This window comes from Sorangium sp. So ce406 (genome assembly GCF_051474675.1).
GTDB lineage: Bacteria > Myxococcota_A > Polyangia > Polyangiales > Polyangiaceae > Sorangium > Sorangium cellulosum_G.
In genome coordinates, this window is record NZ_CP150340.1 from 1,701,490 (window position 1) to 1,716,692 (window position 15,203).

Sequence of the window (15,203 nt, forward strand, 5' to 3'; positions counted from 1 at the left end):
CGCCGGCGGACGCGTCAGCGGAGCTCGCGCGGCAGCGGGGCGGCGGCCGGGTCGCCGGTGACGGCGCGCTCCGCGGGCGCGGCGCGCGCCGCGTCGTGGTCGGCGCAGCAGCGGAAGCCCTGCTGGTAGAACATGTGGTTCTCGTCGTGCGAGCGCGTCGAGGGGCGGCAGCGCGTGCGGACCGGGCCCCAGTAGCCGCCCTTCAGGATGGAGGGGCGCTCGCCCTCGCGGACGGAGCGGGTCCACTCGTCGATGTTGCCTGTCATGTCGTGGACGCCGAACGGGCTCCGGCAGCGGGGCTGCGTGCCCGACGGCTTGCCCTGCCAGAGACGATCCATCTCGGCCATGGCGGCCGGGCCGCCCCGCGGGCGGAGCGCTGTCTCGATGTACGGGCGCCACGGCTGGTCGACGACGCAGGCCTCGGGGTCGCGGACGTAGCCGTAGGGATAGGGGCGCGCCTCCTCGCCCTCGCAGGCGAACGTCCACTCCGCCTCGTCGCAGAGGCGCTTGCCCTCCTCGGCGCAGAGCTCGGCCGCCTCGTAGAACGAGACCAGGATGACCGGATAGACGCCCTTCTGGTTGGGGTACTCGTAGCGATCCATGCAGAAGTGCATCGGCTTCGTGTCGAGATCCCTCGACATCAGGAGCCATCGCTCGCGATCGAACTCGGCGCAGCGCTCGGGGTAATCCCGGCTGATCCAGTGCTTGCAGGTGCTCCGCTGCATCTCGTCGATGCTGCGGAGGTCGCCCTGGGCCTTCGGCGTCGGGTCGAGCTTCATGAGGCCGGAGACCTCGACCATGCCCGTCGGACAGATGCCGCGGTTGCCCTCGATCTGGTCGGTCGCGTCGCGCGACTCGACGGGTGACGACGCGATCTGCCAGTGGCGGTCGCGCACGAGGCGCCACTCGAACCGGAGCCGCCGCGGCAGCGCGCCGGTGATGGCGCCCGCGCTGAGCGTCGGCGGCACCGACGGCGCCCTCGCGAGCCGCACCACGAGCAGCGCGAGCGAGGCGAGGCCCAGGGCGAAGCCGACGGCGATCGCGGCGCGCAGCGCCCTCGCGCGGGCAGGCGCGGGCTCCCGCGTCGGATGGGCAGATCTGTGCATGCTCCCTCGCAGTAACTTTACTGCGCGGGCGACTCGAAGGCAGACAACTTTTGTCGGAGGCGCGCGGCGTCGTCGGGGCGCTCGCCGGAGAGGTCGCGGGTCTCGCGGGGGTCGCCCTCGAGATCGAACAGGAAGAGCCGGTCGCGCTTCTTGCGGTGCGCCACGATCAGCTTGAGGTGGCCGTCGACGAGCGCCGAGCGGCGGGCGGTGCGGGCGAACACCGGCCCGCGGGGCGCGCGCTCGGCGCCGGCCGCGATCGCGGCGAGGGAGCTGCCCTCGACGGCCGCGGCCTCGGCGCCGCCGAGGTCGAGGACGGTGGGCGCGATGTCGACGGTGCTCACCGGGTGCGGGTAGCGGCCCGGGGCGGCGCCGGGGAGGGCGACGACGAGCGGGACGCGGATCACCTCCTCGTAGAGTTCGACGCCGTGCCCGACGGGGCCGTGCTCGCCCAGGCCCTCGCCCTGGGCGCCGTGGACGATGATCGCGGTGCGGCCGGCGCGCGGGCCCGCGGCGACGGCGTCGATCAGGGCGCCGAGCTGGCGGTCGACGTAGGCGATCTCGCCGTCGTAGGCGGCCGTCCTGCCGGAGCCGAAGCGGATGCCGGGGTGGGCGAGGTAGCGCTCGTGCGCGTCGAAGAGGTGGAGCCAGAGGAAGACCGGCTGGGCGCGCCGGGCGTGGTCGGCGAGCAGCTCGATGGCCTTCTGGACGGCGAGGTGGCCGGTCGCCTCGCGCTCGGGGTGGGCCTCGCCGTAGACGGCCTCGAACCGGTCGAAGCCCTGATCGAAGCCGCGCTCCTGGCTGATCCACGTGAACGAGCTGACCGCGGCGGTGAGGTAGCCGGCGCGCTTCATGCGCTCCGCCAGGGTGTCGTTCTCGGGCAGCAGCGTGGGCCACGCGCGGCGGTCGCGCGCCGCCCGGTTCAGACGGCGGCCGGTGACGAGGGGCGAGATGGCCCGCTGCATCTCGCTCGAGGCGGCGTAGGCGCGCTCGAACAGCACGCCGCGGGACGCGAGCTCGGCGAGGCGCGGGGTGGTGTCGCGGCCGTAGCCGTAGGCCGACGTGTGATCGGCGCGGACCGTGTCGAGGGTGACGAGGATGACGTCGGGGCGCTGCTGGGCGGAAGGGGCAGGGGCCGGGACGGCGGCAGGCGTCACGGCGGCGGGCGTCACGGCGGCGGGCGTGACGGCGGCAGGCGTGACGGCGCCGGCGGGGGTGGTGCGGGTCAGGACGGCCGGGACGACGGCGCCGCGGTCGTCCGCGGGCGCGGTGGCCGCGGGCGCGTGCGGGGCCGGGGCGGCGGGGGCGGCCGGCGAGGCGCTGGCAGGGGCGCCCGCGAGCGCCCTGGCGGGGCCGGGGGCGCCGCCCTGGGCGCCGTCGCTGCAGTCCTGATCGATGCCGTCGCCCGGGATGTCCTGCGCGCCGTGGTAGCGGGTGGGGTCGCCCTCGTCGCAGTCCAGGCCGCCGAAGTGCGAGCCCATGCCGTCGCCGTCGCGGTCGGTCCACCGCTCGAGCGCGACGAAGAGGGTGGCCGCGAGGCCGCCGCCGGCGCGCACGGCCTGGCCGAGCGGGGGGAACGACTCGACGCGCGCGGTCGCGGTCATGAGGACCAGGGCGGCGAGCGGGACGCCCGCGAGGCCGGCGACGCGGCCGACCGCGGCGCTGAGGTCGACGCTGGAGACGAGCGCGGTCGCCACGAGCGCGATGGCGCCGTCGACGATGGCCGCGCGCACGGCGGCGCCCGCGTCGCCGGCGGTGTTGCCCGCGAAGGCGGCGAGGGGCGCGAACGCGGCGATGAGCGGCAGGACGCCGATGGCGGCGCCGGCGGCGGCGAGGATCCACGGCTTCACGCCGCGGGCGGCGAGGCGGTCGCCGAGGGCGACGAGGCGCTGGGTGAGGAGCGCCGCGGCCGCGACGCCGGCGAGGCCGAGGACGCCGAAGGTGGCGCCGGCGAGGCCGCGGTGGTGGGTCGCGGCCTTGAGGAGGGCGGCGAGGGCGGCGAGCACCGGCAGGGAGACGCCGATCCACAGCGCGACGCGGAGGACGGCGAGGCGCTCGCCGCCGGCGCCGACGATGCCGCGGAAGCCGCGGCCGGCGGCGCGCGAGAGGATGAGCGCGAGCGTGACGAGCGGGAGCAGGACCGCGGTGCCGACGAGGAGCCCGTCGAGGAACGACGCGCCGGCGCGGGCGGTGCGCAGCGCGGTCGGCACGGCGGAGAGCGACGCGACGCAGAGGCCGAGCACGCAGGCCTCGCCGAGGCGGGTGGTCCAGGCGCCGTGGCGGGGCGGCGGGGGGGCGGACCGCGCTGGCGGGGGGGCGGACCGCGCGGGCGGCGCGCCCGGGTGGGGGGGCGGCCCGCTCGGCGATCGTGGCGGGACGCTGTCATGAGCGCCGGCGGCGCTCGGCGGCGGCGGGGGACCTGGTTCGGCGGTGATCATGGGCACACAGGGGGGCGGGCCGCGCGGCGCCTCGCGAGGGCGTGTCGCGCCTGGCCGCGGGGTCGTGCGCCCTGGGGGATGCCCGGGGCCTACCATCGGTCACCGGGGCCGGAAAGTATCCTGCGGGAGCGGATAGGGGAGGGGGCGCCGGAGGCGAGGGATCGCGCGCCCGGGCTCGAGGTCGCCCGCCGTGGCTGGGGCGCGGCGCTGGCGGGATGCGGCGAGCGGCTCCCCGAGAGCTGCCCGAGAAGACGCCGATCCTCGTGCGGCCCGACTGGGTCTGCGAGGTGCTGAGCCCGTCGAACTCGCGCAACGACCTCGTGAAGAAGCAGCGCACGTACCACCGGTGCCAGGTGCCTCATGACTGGATCGTGGATCCGATGAACGAGGTGCTCACGGTCCATCGCTGGATGCCGGATGGCTATCTGAATGTGCTCACCGCAGAGCGGGGCGAGCGGGTCAGGGCAGAGCCGTTCGATGCGATCGAGTGGTCCGTCGGGGTGCTCTTCGGGGACGATCCGGACGAGGCGTAGCGCTGCGGTTCGGGAGGCGTCGGTAAGCGGGTATCTCCTTGCCCGGCCCCCCCTGGCGAACTCTATCCTCCCCGTGACGCTGCGCGCGGTCGCGCGCGCGCCCGATCTTCGCCTCATTTCAAGGAGCTTCTCGATGACGCAGCTACGACGTCGCGCCGCTCTCCTCGCGCTGGTCATGGTCGCCTCGTCCGCCTGCGCCGACGATGATCCCGCGAGCGGGGCCGGGCTGTCCTGCGGCCCCGGTACGAAGGAGGTCGATGGCGCCTGTATGCCCGTGGCGACGAGCCCCGATGTCACCTGCGGCGAGGGCACGGAGGAGGTCGACGGCGCGTGCGTGCCGGCGGCGACGAGCCCCGGCCTCACCTGCGGTGAGGGCACGGAGGACGCCAACGGGGAATGCGTCCCGACCGCGCTCCAGCCGGGCCATTTCCTGAGCCCTCTCGTGCAGCTCCAGAACCTGCACGAGGTCGGGAGCCACACCGATGAGGTGCGCATCCGCGAGGACGGCCTGCTCCTCAACTGCAGCTACACGTTCAACGTCATCGACGCGAAGGACCCGGCCGACATGGAGGTGCTCGCGGGGGGGCTCAAGCACGCGATCCCCGACGATTCCCGCGCACCCGGCTGCAAGCACCTCGCGTGGGACGACAACCTCGTCTTCACCACGCACCTCGGCAACATCCGGAACCCGGCTTTCCTCAGCGGCTGGGACATCAGCGACCCCGAGGCGCCGGTGCAGCTCCACGTCCTGCAGGAGCAGGGGGTCAGCTATGAAGGCGTCGACGTCGCGAACCACAACATCTTCGTGGGGCTGCACGGAAATGGTCTCGGCGTCTACAACTACGACAGCGCGAGCGGGTTCACGCGCGTCGGGAGCCTGGGCGGCTTCACCAATGCATGGGGCATCGCGGCGCGCGACAACCACGTGTTCGTCGCCGACGGCGTGGACGGGCTCGTCACGGTCGACGCGACGGACCCGACGAAGCCTGTCGAGCTCGGGCGCGTGGCCACCGGCGGCCAGGCCAAGGGCGTCGTTGTCGATGGCGACTTCGCCTATGTGGCGGCGGGGTCGGCGGGCGTCGCGGTGGTCGACATCTCGGACCTCGAGAGCCCGGTCGTCGTCGGCCGCGCCGAGATGCCCGGGACGCCGCTCCGCCTGGCGTACTCCGAGGGCCGCCTCTTCGTCGCCGCGTGGAACGACGTGCGCGTCTACGACGTGTCCACGCCCGCGACGCCGACCTTCGTGGCGGCCGTGCGCATCCCGAGGGAGTTCGAGTACGACGATCCGGATCGCGAGCTCCCGACGATGCGCACCTTCGGCGTCGCCGCGCGAGGGCAGGACGTGTTCATCGGCACCTGGGAGAACCCGTATTCCTACCGCCTCGAGCCGGAGCGCGTCGCCCCCAACATCCGCCTGCCGGAGGCCGCTGCCAGGATCGACTTCGGCCAGGTCGCCGTCGGGGACAGGAAGACCGTCCCGCTCGAGGTCACGAACCAGGGGACGGCGCCGCTCACGCTCGTGGACAGCTGGATCAGCGGCGCGTCCTTCAGCGTCGCGCCGCGCCAGGCCCGGATCCAGCCCGGAGAGACGATCGAGCTCGAGCTGACCTACCTCGCCTCGGCGACGGACCAGGAGATCGGCTATCTGCACGTCGTCTCCGACGACCCCGCGGCCCCGGTGCGCAAGGCGTACCTCGTCGGCAATGCGCCCGGCGTGACCGTCGGCGCGCCGCTGCCCGCGACCGTGGGCACGATGCTGGACGGCAAGACATGGACCTCGGAGGAGTCGTCCGGGAGCGTGCTCTTGCTCACCTACTTTGCCACCTTCTGCCCTGTCTGCGCCAACCACCTGCCGGACACCGAGGAGCGGTTCTGGCGGAAGTACAAGGATCAGGGTCTGCAGATCGTCGCCCTCAACCCGCGGGAGTCGGTCGACCAGATCGGTCAGGTGCAGGCGTACGGCGACAACATCAAGGTCACCTTCCCGCTCGGGATCGAGGAGACGGCGAGCACCTACGCCGCCGTGACATCCAACTTCCCTGGGCCCAACCCGTTCCCTGTCGACGTGATCGTCGGCAAGGACGGCATCGTCCGGTACGCCAGCCACGAATACGATCCGGACGCCATGACGGCGGTGATCGAGCAGGCGCTGGCCGAATGAAGCGCCGCACGCTCCTCCTGCTGGTCGCGGTCGTCGCGTCCGCTTGCGACGGCGGCGGCGGCTCGACCAGCGGGGCGGGGGACGCCGGCGGCGCGACGGTGGGCGGCGGTGCTGGAGGCGGAGCAACGGTGGGCGGCGGCGGGGGAGGGGAAGGCGGCGCGGCGGCGGGCGGAGGAGAAGGCGGCGCGGCGGGCGGAGGAGAAGGCGGCGCGGCGGGCGGCCTCGGCTCGGGCGGCGCTCCGGCGGGGCCGGGCGTGACCGGCGTGCTCGGGGACGAAGCCGGGCAGCCCATCGGTGGGGCCCCCGTGCTGCTGTGCAACACCAGGGTCTGCTACTCGGACAACACGGCGGCGGACGGCCGCTTCACCTTTCTCTGCGACGCGGAGGTGCCGGTCGACTTCGTGGTGAAATCGATGGAGGACGCGGGGACGACGCCGCGCCGGGGCGTGACCATGTTCCCGCTGCACTTCGTCGACGCGGTCACCGTCGACGTCGGGTCGCTCGTCGTGCCGGAGCTGCCCGCGGGCGCCCTCCTCGGCCCGAACAGCGGCGATCCGCAGGTCCTGGAGGTCGGCGACGGTCTCCAGCTCACCGTGAACCGCGCCGATGTCGCCCCGCCGCCCGGCGCGTCCCTCCACGACATCGCGGCCCGGCGAATCCCGCCGGAGCGCGTGCCGCCGCTCCCCGATCTCGGCGGCGAGGAGATCGTGGCCGTGTACGCGCTGTACCCGTTCGCGACGACGAGCGGCTCGCCGATCGCGGTTCAGGCCCCCTCGGATCTGGCGCCCGGGACGCCGGTGCGCTTCCGGACCCTGAGCGAGTACGACGGCGCGCTCTCGGCGCCTGCCGCCGGCGAGGCCGACGGCGCGGTCGTCAGGACGGCGCCGCGCGCCGGGATCGACGAGCTGACATGGCTCGTGATCTCCAGGTAGCGCGGACGCCTCGGGAGCGAGCTCGGCTCGCTGGATCGATGAATCTGCGCGTGTCTCCGTGGCGTGGCACGACGCGCCTCACCTCAGCACCGGCTTGATGTCGACGACCGGGGTCCCGTCGATGGCCTCGATGGGACCGATGCGCAGGCGGTTCCCCTCGATCGCGCGCACAACGACGGGATGAAGCCCGAGCGGATTCGGTCTGTCCGGAGATCGCGTCGCGAAGACACCCGTGAGCGGATTGCGCGGGTCGGACCGCGGGTGGACCAGGAAGACGTCGCGGCGTGCCTGGTGAAACCACGTGATGACGATGATCTCATCGCCGACGGTGAGACCCTGCAGTCCTTCCGCCGCCCACGGGTACACCTCGAGCCAGGCATCGGGCGCTCCCTCCGAGCCTTGTCTGGGCGCCTGGCTGCGCTCTTTGAGCGCGGAGCAGATCACGCCGATGGGCCGCAGCGGAGCGCCGACCGCAGCAACGCTCACGAGCGGCGCGCCGGCTCGGCGAGCCAGCGCACCAGCGCGTCGCCCTCGAGGTCGAGCAGCGCGTCCTCGACCTCGCCCGGGCCGAGCGCGCGCGCCCGATCGAGGATCGAGCGCTCCTCCTCGGTGGTGGGGCGCCGCCCGACCCGCCGCGCGAAGAGGCGGCCGAGCAGCTCGGCGATCGCCTCCTCACGGCCCTGCAACTGCCCCCTCTGCTCGGCCCTCTGCTCGGCCTCGATGATCATCTCGCCGATGATCGGCGTGCGCCGGAGCAGCCCTTCCTCCATGTCCTCCACCATCGTGATGAGCTCCTTTTGCAGATTGTGCCCCCAGGGGTCGATGGTCGCCAGCACCAGGAACGCCGTGTACAGCTCCGCCCGCTCCTCGCCGGTCGTCGCCCGCGCGTGGATCTCGGCGACGACCTCCCGCATCACCTCCGCGGTCGCGTCCCTGGCGAGCGGCGCGAACGCCAGCCAGAGCACGCTGCCGCGCGCCCGGAGCTCGGCGACCGTGCGTTGATAGACCGCGTCGATGCGGAAGTGCACGCCGCTGAACCGCCGCTCCGGCCAGGCCGTACGGCGCACGCCGAGGGCAGGCAAGCGCCGCCTGCGGCCCGAGAGGACCACGGCGACGCTCTCGATGGGCGGCACCCGCTCTCCAGGCGCTTCGATGCGCAGCGCGGCGAAGAGGAAGCCGACGTACTCGAACACCTGATCCGGAACGTCGTCGCGCAGCGCAAAGCAGAACTCGACGTGCAGCACGCGCGGCTGGCCGTCGATGCGCAGGCGCAGTGCCTTGTCGAGGCGACGCTCGATCTTGGTGACCTGGGTGTCGATCCAGCCGAGGACCTCGACAGCGCGGCCCTCGGGGACAAAGGCGCGCGCCAGGTCTTCGGGGCGCCTCCGGGCGATATGGCGTAACGCGATGTCGGCATCTCCCATGCGAAGCGCCGCTGGCAGGGCGTGTGCCAGGGCGCGCAGCACAAAAACACCGGCCATGTCGCGCGTCTCGTACGCGCCGGGGGTGGCGGCGCCATGGCGGGCCGCCGCCCCGCGTCCAGCGGGAGCAGCGATAAGGGGCCTGCGCGGCGCGGTCGCCGAGTCCGGGCCTGTCGCAGAGATGCTTTCTTCGAGTGAGCAACTCCAGGACGCCCGGACAGCGAAGGGAGCGCGCCGAGCCTGGTATCCCTCGTCTCACTGCCTTTGGCAGCGCGTCTGTCCCGCACACCCGCGTCCCGACGGCGAGGACATCGCCAGACGCTCAGGGCCACAGGGCACCGCCGCACACAGCCACGCGCCCCGCGCGCCGTGGACCACCGCGCGCCGCGCCGCGCCTCGTCGCGCCGCCGTCGTCGGAAGACAGGCAGAACCAGCGAAGCGGGAACCGCCGCGAACCCGCTTGACCCCGCGCGCGACCGCAAGCTATGTTTCCCGCATGCCCCGCGCGCTCACCGCGTCCTGCGCTCGCTCCGGCTCCGAGGCGCTCGTCCTCGGCGCCGCCGTGCGCGCGGTCGCCGGCCTTCGCTGGTGGCGCTGGCGGTCTACCGCGGCGGGCCCTCACGACGGGTAACGCGCCTCCCTGAGAGGAGGCCGACCTGAAGAAAGAAGAAAGAGGGCCCGCCGAACAACGGTGGGCCTTTTCGTTTTTGTCCGGTATGCAGGGCGCCGCAGTCCGATGTTCGAATCTCGAGGAGCTGTGTCCGCCAGAACGGCCGTGAACATGAGGAGCGAACCATGATGCATGCAGTGATCGATGCGCTCTGCGCGGGCGTGGACCTCTCCACGGAGCAGACCGAGGCGCTCTTCCGCGACGTTGTCGCGGGGGCGCTGACCGAGATCGAGCTCTCGGCGCTGCTCGTCGCGCTCAAGGCGAAGGGCGAGACCCCCGCCGAGATCGCGGGCGCCGCGCGCGCCCTCCGGGGGGCGTCGGCGCCGTTCGCGCGGCCGGCCTACGCGTACGCCGACTGCTGCGGCACCGGCGGGGACGGGCAGTCCACCGTCAACGTGTCGACCGCCGTCGGCTTCGTCGCCGCCGAAGGGGGGCTGCCGATCGCCAAGCACGGCAATCGCTCGGTCTCGTCCCAGTGCGGCTCCGCCGACGCGCTCGAGGCGCTCGGCGCCCGGCTCGACCCGCCGGCCGAGGTCTCGCGCCGGGCCCTCGACGAGGTCGGCTTCTGCTTCCTCTTCGCGCCGCAGTACCACGCGGGGCTCCGCCACGCGATGCCCGTGCGCCGCGCCCTCAAGGTGCGCACCATCATGAACCTGCTCGGCCCCCTCGTGAACCCGAGCGCGCCGCCCATCCAGGTGATGGGCATCTACGACCCGGAGCTCGTCGTCCCCGCCGCGCGCACGCTCGGGATGCTCGGCTGTCAGTCCGCCCTCGTCGTCCACGGCGGCGGGCTCGACGAGATCGCCCTGCACGCCCCGACCCGCGCCGCCCGGCTCCGCGACGGGGTCGTCGAGGAGCTCACGATCGAGCCGACGGACGCCGGGGTCGCGCCCGCGCCGCTCGAGGCGCTCCGGGGCGCCGGCCCGCAGGCCAACGCGGCGTGGCTCCGCAACCTCCTCGCCGGCCGCGGCGAGCCCGCGCACACCGACGCCGTCGCGATCAACGCGGGCGCGCTGCTCTGGATCGGCGGGCGCGCCGACAGCCTGCGCGAGGGGACGGCCGTGGCGCTCGACGCGCTGCGGTCGGGCCGGGCGGGCGAGCGGCTCACGCGCTTCGTGGCGCTGAGCCGGGATGCGGCCCAGGAAGCCCGGAAGGAGGCGCATCATGGCTGAGCAGAGCAATGTCCTCGCGCGCATCGTGGAGAGGAAACGGGCGGACGTCGCCGAGCGCGAGCGGCGGACCCCGCTCGCCGACCTCAGGGCGAAGGCCTCGCCCACGTCGCGGAGCCTGCGGCGCGCGCTGTCCGCGCCGGGCGCGCGGTTCATCCTGGAGTGCAAGAAGGCGTCCCCGTCCGAGGGGCTGATCCGCCCGGACTTCGACCCGCACGCCGTCGCCGCCGCGTACTACGGCGTCGCCGACGCGGTGAGCGTGCTGACCGACGAGCCCTTCTTCCAGGGCAGCTTCGAGATCCTCCAGGCCGTGCGCGCGGTCCTGGACGTCCCGATCCTCTGCAAGGACTTCGTCGTGACCCCCTACCAGGTGGTCGAGGCGCGGGCGCACGGCGCGGACGCGATCCTGCTCATGCTGTCGGTGCTGGACGACGCGACAGCGCTCGTGTGCCTCGGCGCCGCCGAGGCGCTCGGCATGGACTGCCTCGTCGAGGTCCACGACGAGGCGGAGCTCGACCGCGCGCTCGCGCTGCCGGCGCCCGTGATCGGCATCAACAACCGCGACCTGAAGACGCTCAAGGTCGATCTCGCCGTCTCGGAGCGGCTCGCCCCGCGCGTGCCGCGCGACCGGATCGTCATCGCGGAGTCGGGCGTCGAGTCGCGCGCCCACGTGGATCGGCTCGCGCGCTCGGTCGACGGGTTCCTCGTCGGCACGTCGCTCATGCGCAGCCCCGACATCGCGGACGCCGCGCGCGCGCTCGTGAACGGCCGGGTGAAGGTCTGCGGCCTGACCCGGCCCGGGGACTCGCGCGAGGCGGAGCGGCTCGGCGCCCGCTTCGGCGGCCTCGTCTTCGCCGAGGCGTCGCCGCGGCGGGTGACCCGCGAGCAGGCCGAGATCGTGGTCGCCACCGCGGCGGGGCTGCCCTTCGTCGGCGTTTTCCTCAATCAACCCGCGGACTTCGTCGCCGATACGGCGCGGGCGCTCGGGCTCCGCGCCGTGCAGCTCCACGGCGACGAGGACGCCGCGTTCGTCGAGGCGCTGCGGCGCGCGCTGCCCGAGGGCTGCGAGGTCTGGAAGGCGGTTCCGATGGCGCCGTCCGGCGAGCCGGCGGGCGCGGCGGGCGACGCCGGCGCGGGCGCCGAGGTCGAGCGCCGCGCCGACCGGCTCGTCTTCGACACGCGCACCGCGGAGGCGCGGGGCGGCACCGGCCGGACGTTCACCTGGAGCGCGATCGAGGGCCACCCGGCGCGGGCGCGGAGCCTGCTCGCGGGCGGGCTCAACCCGGACAACATCGCCGCGGCGCGCCGGGTGGGGACGTGGGCGCTCGACGTGAGCTCGGGGGTCGAGAGCGCGCCCGGCGCGAAGTGCGCCGACCTGCTCGTGCGGCTGTTCGACGGCGCGCGCGGCCCCTCGCGCCACGACCCCGACCCCGCGGGCCCGGCGGACCGCGCTTCCCCCTGACCGCATCTTCCACGACGCACAACGCACCACGCACATCGACGATCGAGGCAATCACCATGCAGCAAAGCGGTCGCTTTGGCGCCTTCGGCGGCGCCTATGTCCCGGAGATCCTCGTGCCCGCGCTCGAGCAGCTCGAGCGCGCGTACCTGGAGGCGCGCGGCGATCCGTCGTTCGCGGCGGAGTTCAACGCGCTGCTGACGACCTACGCGGGGCGCCCGACGCCGCTCACCCTGTGCCGCAACCTGACCGGCGATCCGCGCGTGAAGGTGTACCTCAAGCGCGAGGACCTGCTCCACGGCGGCGCCCACAAGACGAACCAGGCGCTCGGCCAGGGGCTTCTCGCGCGGCGCATGGGCAAGAAGCGGCTCATCGCCGAGACCGGGGCGGGCCAGCACGGCGTCGCGACGGCGATGATCGGGGCCCTGCTCGGGATGCCCACGCGCATCTACATGGGCGCGAAGGACGTCGAGCGGCAGCGGCTCAACGTCTTCCGGATGCGCCTCATGGGGGCCGAGGTGGTGCCGGTGAGCTCGGGCACGCAGACGCTGAAGGACGCCCTCAACGAGGCGCTGCGCTACTGGACCGAGAGCTACGAGGACACGCACTACCTCATCGGGACGGTCGCGGGGCCGCACCCGTTCCCCACGATCGTGCGCGACTTCCAGTGGGTGATCGGCCGCGAGGCGCGGGCCCAGATCCTGGAGACCGAGGGGCGCCTGCCCGACGCGGTGGTCGCGTGCGTGGGCGGCGGCAGCAACGCGATGGGCATCTTCTCCGAGTTCATCCCGGACAAGGGCGTCGCGCTGATCGGCGTCGAGCCCGCCGGCCACGGGCTCTCGACCGACAAGCACGGCGCGACGCTCCTCAAGGGCCGTCCGGGCGTGCTGCACGGGTCGGAGACCTACATCCTCCAGGACGAGCACGGGCAGGTCGCCGAGACGCACTCCGTCTCGGCGGGGCTCGACTACCCCGGCGTCGGGCCGGAGCACGCGCACCTCATGACGTCGGGCCGGGCGACCTACGTGGCGGCGACCGACGACGAGGCGCTCGACGCGTTCCAGAAGCTCGCGCGGAGCGAGGGCATCATCCCCGCGTTCGAGTCGGCGCACGCGATCGCGCACGCGCTGAAGATGGCGGCGGAGGCGGCGCAGGCAGGGCGCGAGGCGGTGCTCGTCGTGAACCTGTCGGGGCGCGGAGACAAGGACATGGAGCAGGCGCAGAAGCTGCTCGATCCCGGGAGGTCGACATGAGTCGGGAGGCGATGACGACGCGCTACGATCGCGCATTCGATCGGCTGCGGCAGCGGGGCGAGGGGGCGTTCATCCCGTTCCTGATGCTCGGGGATCCCGACATCGCCACGAGCGCGCGGCTGCTGCGCGCGGCCGTGGAGGGCGGGGCGGACGCGATCGAGGTCGGGATCCCGTTCTCGGACCCGATCGCGGACGGCCCGACGATCCAGGCCGCCGCCGTGCGGGCGCTCTCGGCCGGCGTGCGGCCGGCGGACTGCATCGAGCTCCTCGGTCGGTTCCGGGCGGAGGCGCCGGAGGTGCCGGTCGGCATCCTGACGTACGCGAACCTGGTGAAGCACCGCGATCTCAACGGCTTCTACGCGTCGGTGGCCGCGGCCGGGGTCGACAGCGTGCTCGTCGCCGACGTGCCCGTGCGGGAGTCGGAGCCCTACGTGGCGGCGGCGCGCGCGGTGGGCGTCGCGCCGGTGCTGATCGCGCCGCTCAACGCCTCGGAGGCGACGCTGCAGATGCTCGCGGAGCGGTGCGCCGCGTACACCTACTGCGTGACGCGCAAGGGCGTGACCGGGGCCGACGAGCAGCTCCAGCTCAGCCACGGGACGCTCTTCGAGACGCTGCGCCGGTTCGGCGCGCCGCCCGCGATCCTCGGGTTCGGCATCTCCAAGCCCGAGCACGTGCGCGCCGCCCTCGGCGCCGGGGCGTTCGGCGTTGTCAGCGGGTCCGCTGTCGTCCAGCGGGTCGCCGCGAACCTCGGGGATCCCGAGGCGGCCGCGCGCGCTGTCGCGGGCTTCGTCCGGGAGATGAAGGCGGCCACGGCGCGCTGATCGGCGCTGCCTGTCGCGGCCCCACGGGGCGGCTCGCCGCGGGGCGAGCCGCGCTCCCTGCAGCGGCCGCGCGGCTCGCTGCACGCCGCTGTCGCGCGACGGCGGTCCTCGCCAGGATGGCTTTCGCTTCCAGGAGACGCCCATGCGGCTGACCACGAACACGACAGCGCTCCTCGCCGCCGCGGCCCTCGGCGTGGCCTCGGCGCACCTCGAGGCCTCGGCCGGCGCCCTTGCGGAGGCGCTGGGCGCCGGCGGGGCCCCCGCGACAGCGGCCTTCCACCTCGCGGCCGGCCCCGTGTCGATCGCGCTCCACGCGGCCGCGCTGGGCGGCCAGCGCGAGGGGTGGCCGGCCGGCGTCCCCGCCTGCGGCCACCTGGTCCTCGGCGTGGCGCTCCCGGACCTCGGCCTGCACGCCGTGCGCGGCGTGAGCTACGCCGCGCCCCCGCGCTGCGCGTGGCAGGCGAGCGGGGGCCGGCGGCGCGCCGGGATCACGGGCACGTGAGGCCGCACCGCATCTGCGCGAGCGCGATGCAGCTCTCGTCCCAGTCGAACATGCAGCAATAGCCGTCGCCCTCGGTCGGGTCGCACACGGTCTCGACGCAGCCATTGCACGCGGCGTCGAGCGACTTGCCCGTCTCGCAGAGGTCGTGCGCGCACCCGCAGGCCCGCCCGCAGGCGGTGGCGAGGCCCTCCACGCAGTCGGGGCCCCACGCGCTCATGCAGCACGCCGGGTCCCGCGTGCACAGCGCGGTGACGCACGGGTCGCAGCCGGCGACGAGCGGGTCGCCCTCCTCGCACACGTCGTGGCTGCATTCGCCCGCCGGGCACTCGCCGCAGTCGGTCGCGCACGCATGGCAGGTCTCCCTCTCGGGCTCGCACGTGCCGTCGCCGCAGACCGGCGGGCACACGCCGCAGTCGTCCGCGCACGAGCCGCACGTCTCGGGCGCCTCGCACCGCGCGTCGCCGCACACCGCCGCCCCGCCCGAGCCGGTCGACGCCGCGCCGCCGCCTGCCGCATCGCTGCCGCCGGCTGCCGCATCGCCGCCGACGGCTGCGCCGCCGCCCGCGGTGCCGCTGCCCGCCGCGCCGTGCCCGCCCTGGCCTCCCTCCCCGCCGCCGGACGCGGTCCCCGAGCTGCTCGGCGCGGCGCTGTCGTCCCCACAGCCGAAGATCGTCAGGACCGATGTCAGGGCGAGCAGCGCACAACCACGGAAAGAACGGTTCATCAGGGGAGCCTCGTCTG

General features: G+C 74.1%; 12 protein-coding genes and 1 pseudogene. 8 read left to right on the plus strand and 5 right to left on the minus strand.

What is annotated here, in order from left to right:
• Positions 1-14 precede the first annotated feature (14 nt).
• Both WME96_RS06260 and WME96_RS06265 read right to left on the minus strand, forming a co-directional pair.
• Complete coding sequence (locus WME96_RS06260) at positions 15-1,106, minus strand: formylglycine-generating enzyme family protein (protein ID WP_437289254.1); 1,092 nt, start codon at positions 1,104-1,106, stop codon at positions 15-17.
• 17 nt (positions 1,107-1,123) lie between these two features.
• Positions 1,124-3,346, minus strand: a complete 2,223-nt coding sequence (locus WME96_RS06265; RefSeq protein WP_437289255.1) for a sulfatase-like hydrolase/transferase — start codon at positions 3,344-3,346, stop codon at positions 1,124-1,126.
• 422 nt (positions 3,347-3,768) lie between these two features.
• Between WME96_RS06265 and WME96_RS06270 the strand changes: the two are divergent.
• The 3 genes and pseudogenes from WME96_RS06270 to WME96_RS06280 all read left to right on the plus strand — a co-directional run.
• Positions 3,769-4,074, plus strand: a pseudogene (locus WME96_RS06270) (Uma2 family endonuclease); the annotation flags it as partial.
• 133 nt (positions 4,075-4,207) lie between these two features.
• Positions 4,208-6,235 (plus strand): redoxin domain-containing protein, encoded by a 2,028-nt coding sequence (locus WME96_RS06275; RefSeq protein ID WP_437289256.1) that lies wholly within the window; start codon positions 4,208-4,210, stop codon positions 6,233-6,235.
• Entirely contained in the window at positions 6,232-7,167 is a 936-nt protein-coding gene (locus tag WME96_RS06280) for a hypothetical protein (RefSeq protein WP_437289257.1), read from the plus strand. Before WME96_RS06275 ends, WME96_RS06280 begins: the two co-directional genes overlap by 4 nt.
• 78 nt (positions 7,168-7,245) lie before the next feature.
• Here the strand turns inward: WME96_RS06280 and tsaA are convergent, their stop codons facing one another.
• Positions 7,246-7,653, minus strand: coding sequence for a tRNA (N6-threonylcarbamoyladenosine(37)-N6)-methyltransferase TrmO (tsaA, locus tag WME96_RS06285; RefSeq protein WP_437289258.1), 408 nt, complete (start codon positions 7,651-7,653; stop codon positions 7,246-7,248).
• Entirely contained in the window at positions 7,650-8,591 is a 942-nt protein-coding gene (locus WME96_RS06290) for a hypothetical protein (RefSeq protein ID WP_437289259.1), read from the minus strand. The genes tsaA and WME96_RS06290 overlap by 4 nt, the downstream gene beginning before the upstream one ends.
• 795 nt (positions 8,592-9,386) lie before the next feature.
• Between WME96_RS06290 and trpD the strand changes: the two genes are divergently transcribed.
• The 5 genes from trpD to WME96_RS06315 all read left to right on the plus strand — a co-directional run bounded on the left by trpD (position 9,387) and on the right by WME96_RS06315 (position 14,462).
• A complete protein-coding gene (gene trpD, locus WME96_RS06295) occupies positions 9,387-10,430 on the plus strand; it encodes an anthranilate phosphoribosyltransferase (protein ID WP_437292281.1) in 1,044 nt (347 codons plus the stop codon).
• On the plus strand, positions 10,423-11,889 hold the full coding sequence (trpCF, locus tag WME96_RS06300; protein WP_437289260.1) for a bifunctional indole-3-glycerol-phosphate synthase TrpC/phosphoribosylanthranilate isomerase TrpF: 1,467 nt from the start codon (positions 10,423-10,425) through the stop codon (positions 11,887-11,889). Before trpD ends, trpCF begins: the two co-directional genes overlap by 8 nt.
• Before the next feature lie 56 nt (positions 11,890-11,945).
• Positions 11,946-13,139 (plus strand): tryptophan synthase subunit beta, encoded by a 1,194-nt coding sequence (gene trpB, locus WME96_RS06305; RefSeq protein WP_433934099.1) that lies wholly within the window; start codon positions 11,946-11,948, stop codon positions 13,137-13,139.
• Positions 13,136-13,960: a tryptophan synthase subunit alpha gene (trpA, locus tag WME96_RS06310; protein ID WP_437289261.1), complete on the plus strand. Its 825-nt coding sequence runs from the start codon at positions 13,136-13,138 to the stop codon at positions 13,958-13,960. The genes trpB and trpA overlap by 4 nt, the downstream gene beginning before the upstream one ends.
• Positions 13,961-14,102: 142 nt before the next feature.
• Positions 14,103-14,462, plus strand: a complete 360-nt coding sequence (locus WME96_RS06315; RefSeq protein ID WP_437289262.1) for a hypothetical protein — start codon at positions 14,103-14,105, stop codon at positions 14,460-14,462.
• Here the strand turns inward: WME96_RS06315 and WME96_RS06320 are convergent.
• On the minus strand, positions 14,449-15,186 hold the full coding sequence (locus WME96_RS06320; protein WP_437289263.1) for a hypothetical protein: 738 nt from the start codon (positions 15,184-15,186) through the stop codon (positions 14,449-14,451). The genes WME96_RS06315 and WME96_RS06320 overlap by 14 nt on opposite strands.
• Positions 15,187-15,203: the final 17 nt, after the last annotated feature.

Excerpts from the sequence above, each read along its gene's own strand:
- WME96_RS06260 (WP_437289254.1), bottom strand. The coding sequence starts at position 1,106 with ATGCACAGATCTGCCCATCCGACGCGGGAGCCCGCGCCTGCCCGCGCG.
- WME96_RS06275 (WP_437289256.1), top strand. The coding sequence starts at position 4,208 with ATGACGCAGCTACGACGTCGCGCCGCTCTCCTCGCGCTGGTCATGGTC.
- WME96_RS06280 (WP_437289257.1), top strand. The coding sequence starts at position 6,232 with ATGAAGCGCCGCACGCTCCTCCTGCTGGTCGCGGTCGTCGCGTCCGCT.
- WME96_RS06290 (WP_437289259.1), bottom strand. The coding sequence starts at position 8,591 with ATGGGAGATGCCGACATCGCGTTACGCCATATCGCCCGGAGGCGCCCC.
- trpD (WP_437292281.1), top strand. The coding sequence starts at position 9,387 with ATGCATGCAGTGATCGATGCGCTCTGCGCGGGCGTGGACCTCTCCACG.
- trpCF (WP_437289260.1), top strand. The coding sequence starts at position 10,423 with ATGGCTGAGCAGAGCAATGTCCTCGCGCGCATCGTGGAGAGGAAACGG.
- trpB (WP_433934099.1), top strand. The coding sequence starts at position 11,946 with ATGCAGCAAAGCGGTCGCTTTGGCGCCTTCGGCGGCGCCTATGTCCCG.
- trpA (WP_437289261.1), top strand. The coding sequence starts at position 13,136 with ATGAGTCGGGAGGCGATGACGACGCGCTACGATCGCGCATTCGATCGG.
- WME96_RS06315 (WP_437289262.1), top strand. The coding sequence starts at position 14,103 with ATGCGGCTGACCACGAACACGACAGCGCTCCTCGCCGCCGCGGCCCTC.
- WME96_RS06320 (WP_437289263.1), bottom strand. The coding sequence starts at position 15,186 with ATGAACCGTTCTTTCCGTGGTTGTGCGCTGCTCGCCCTGACATCGGTC.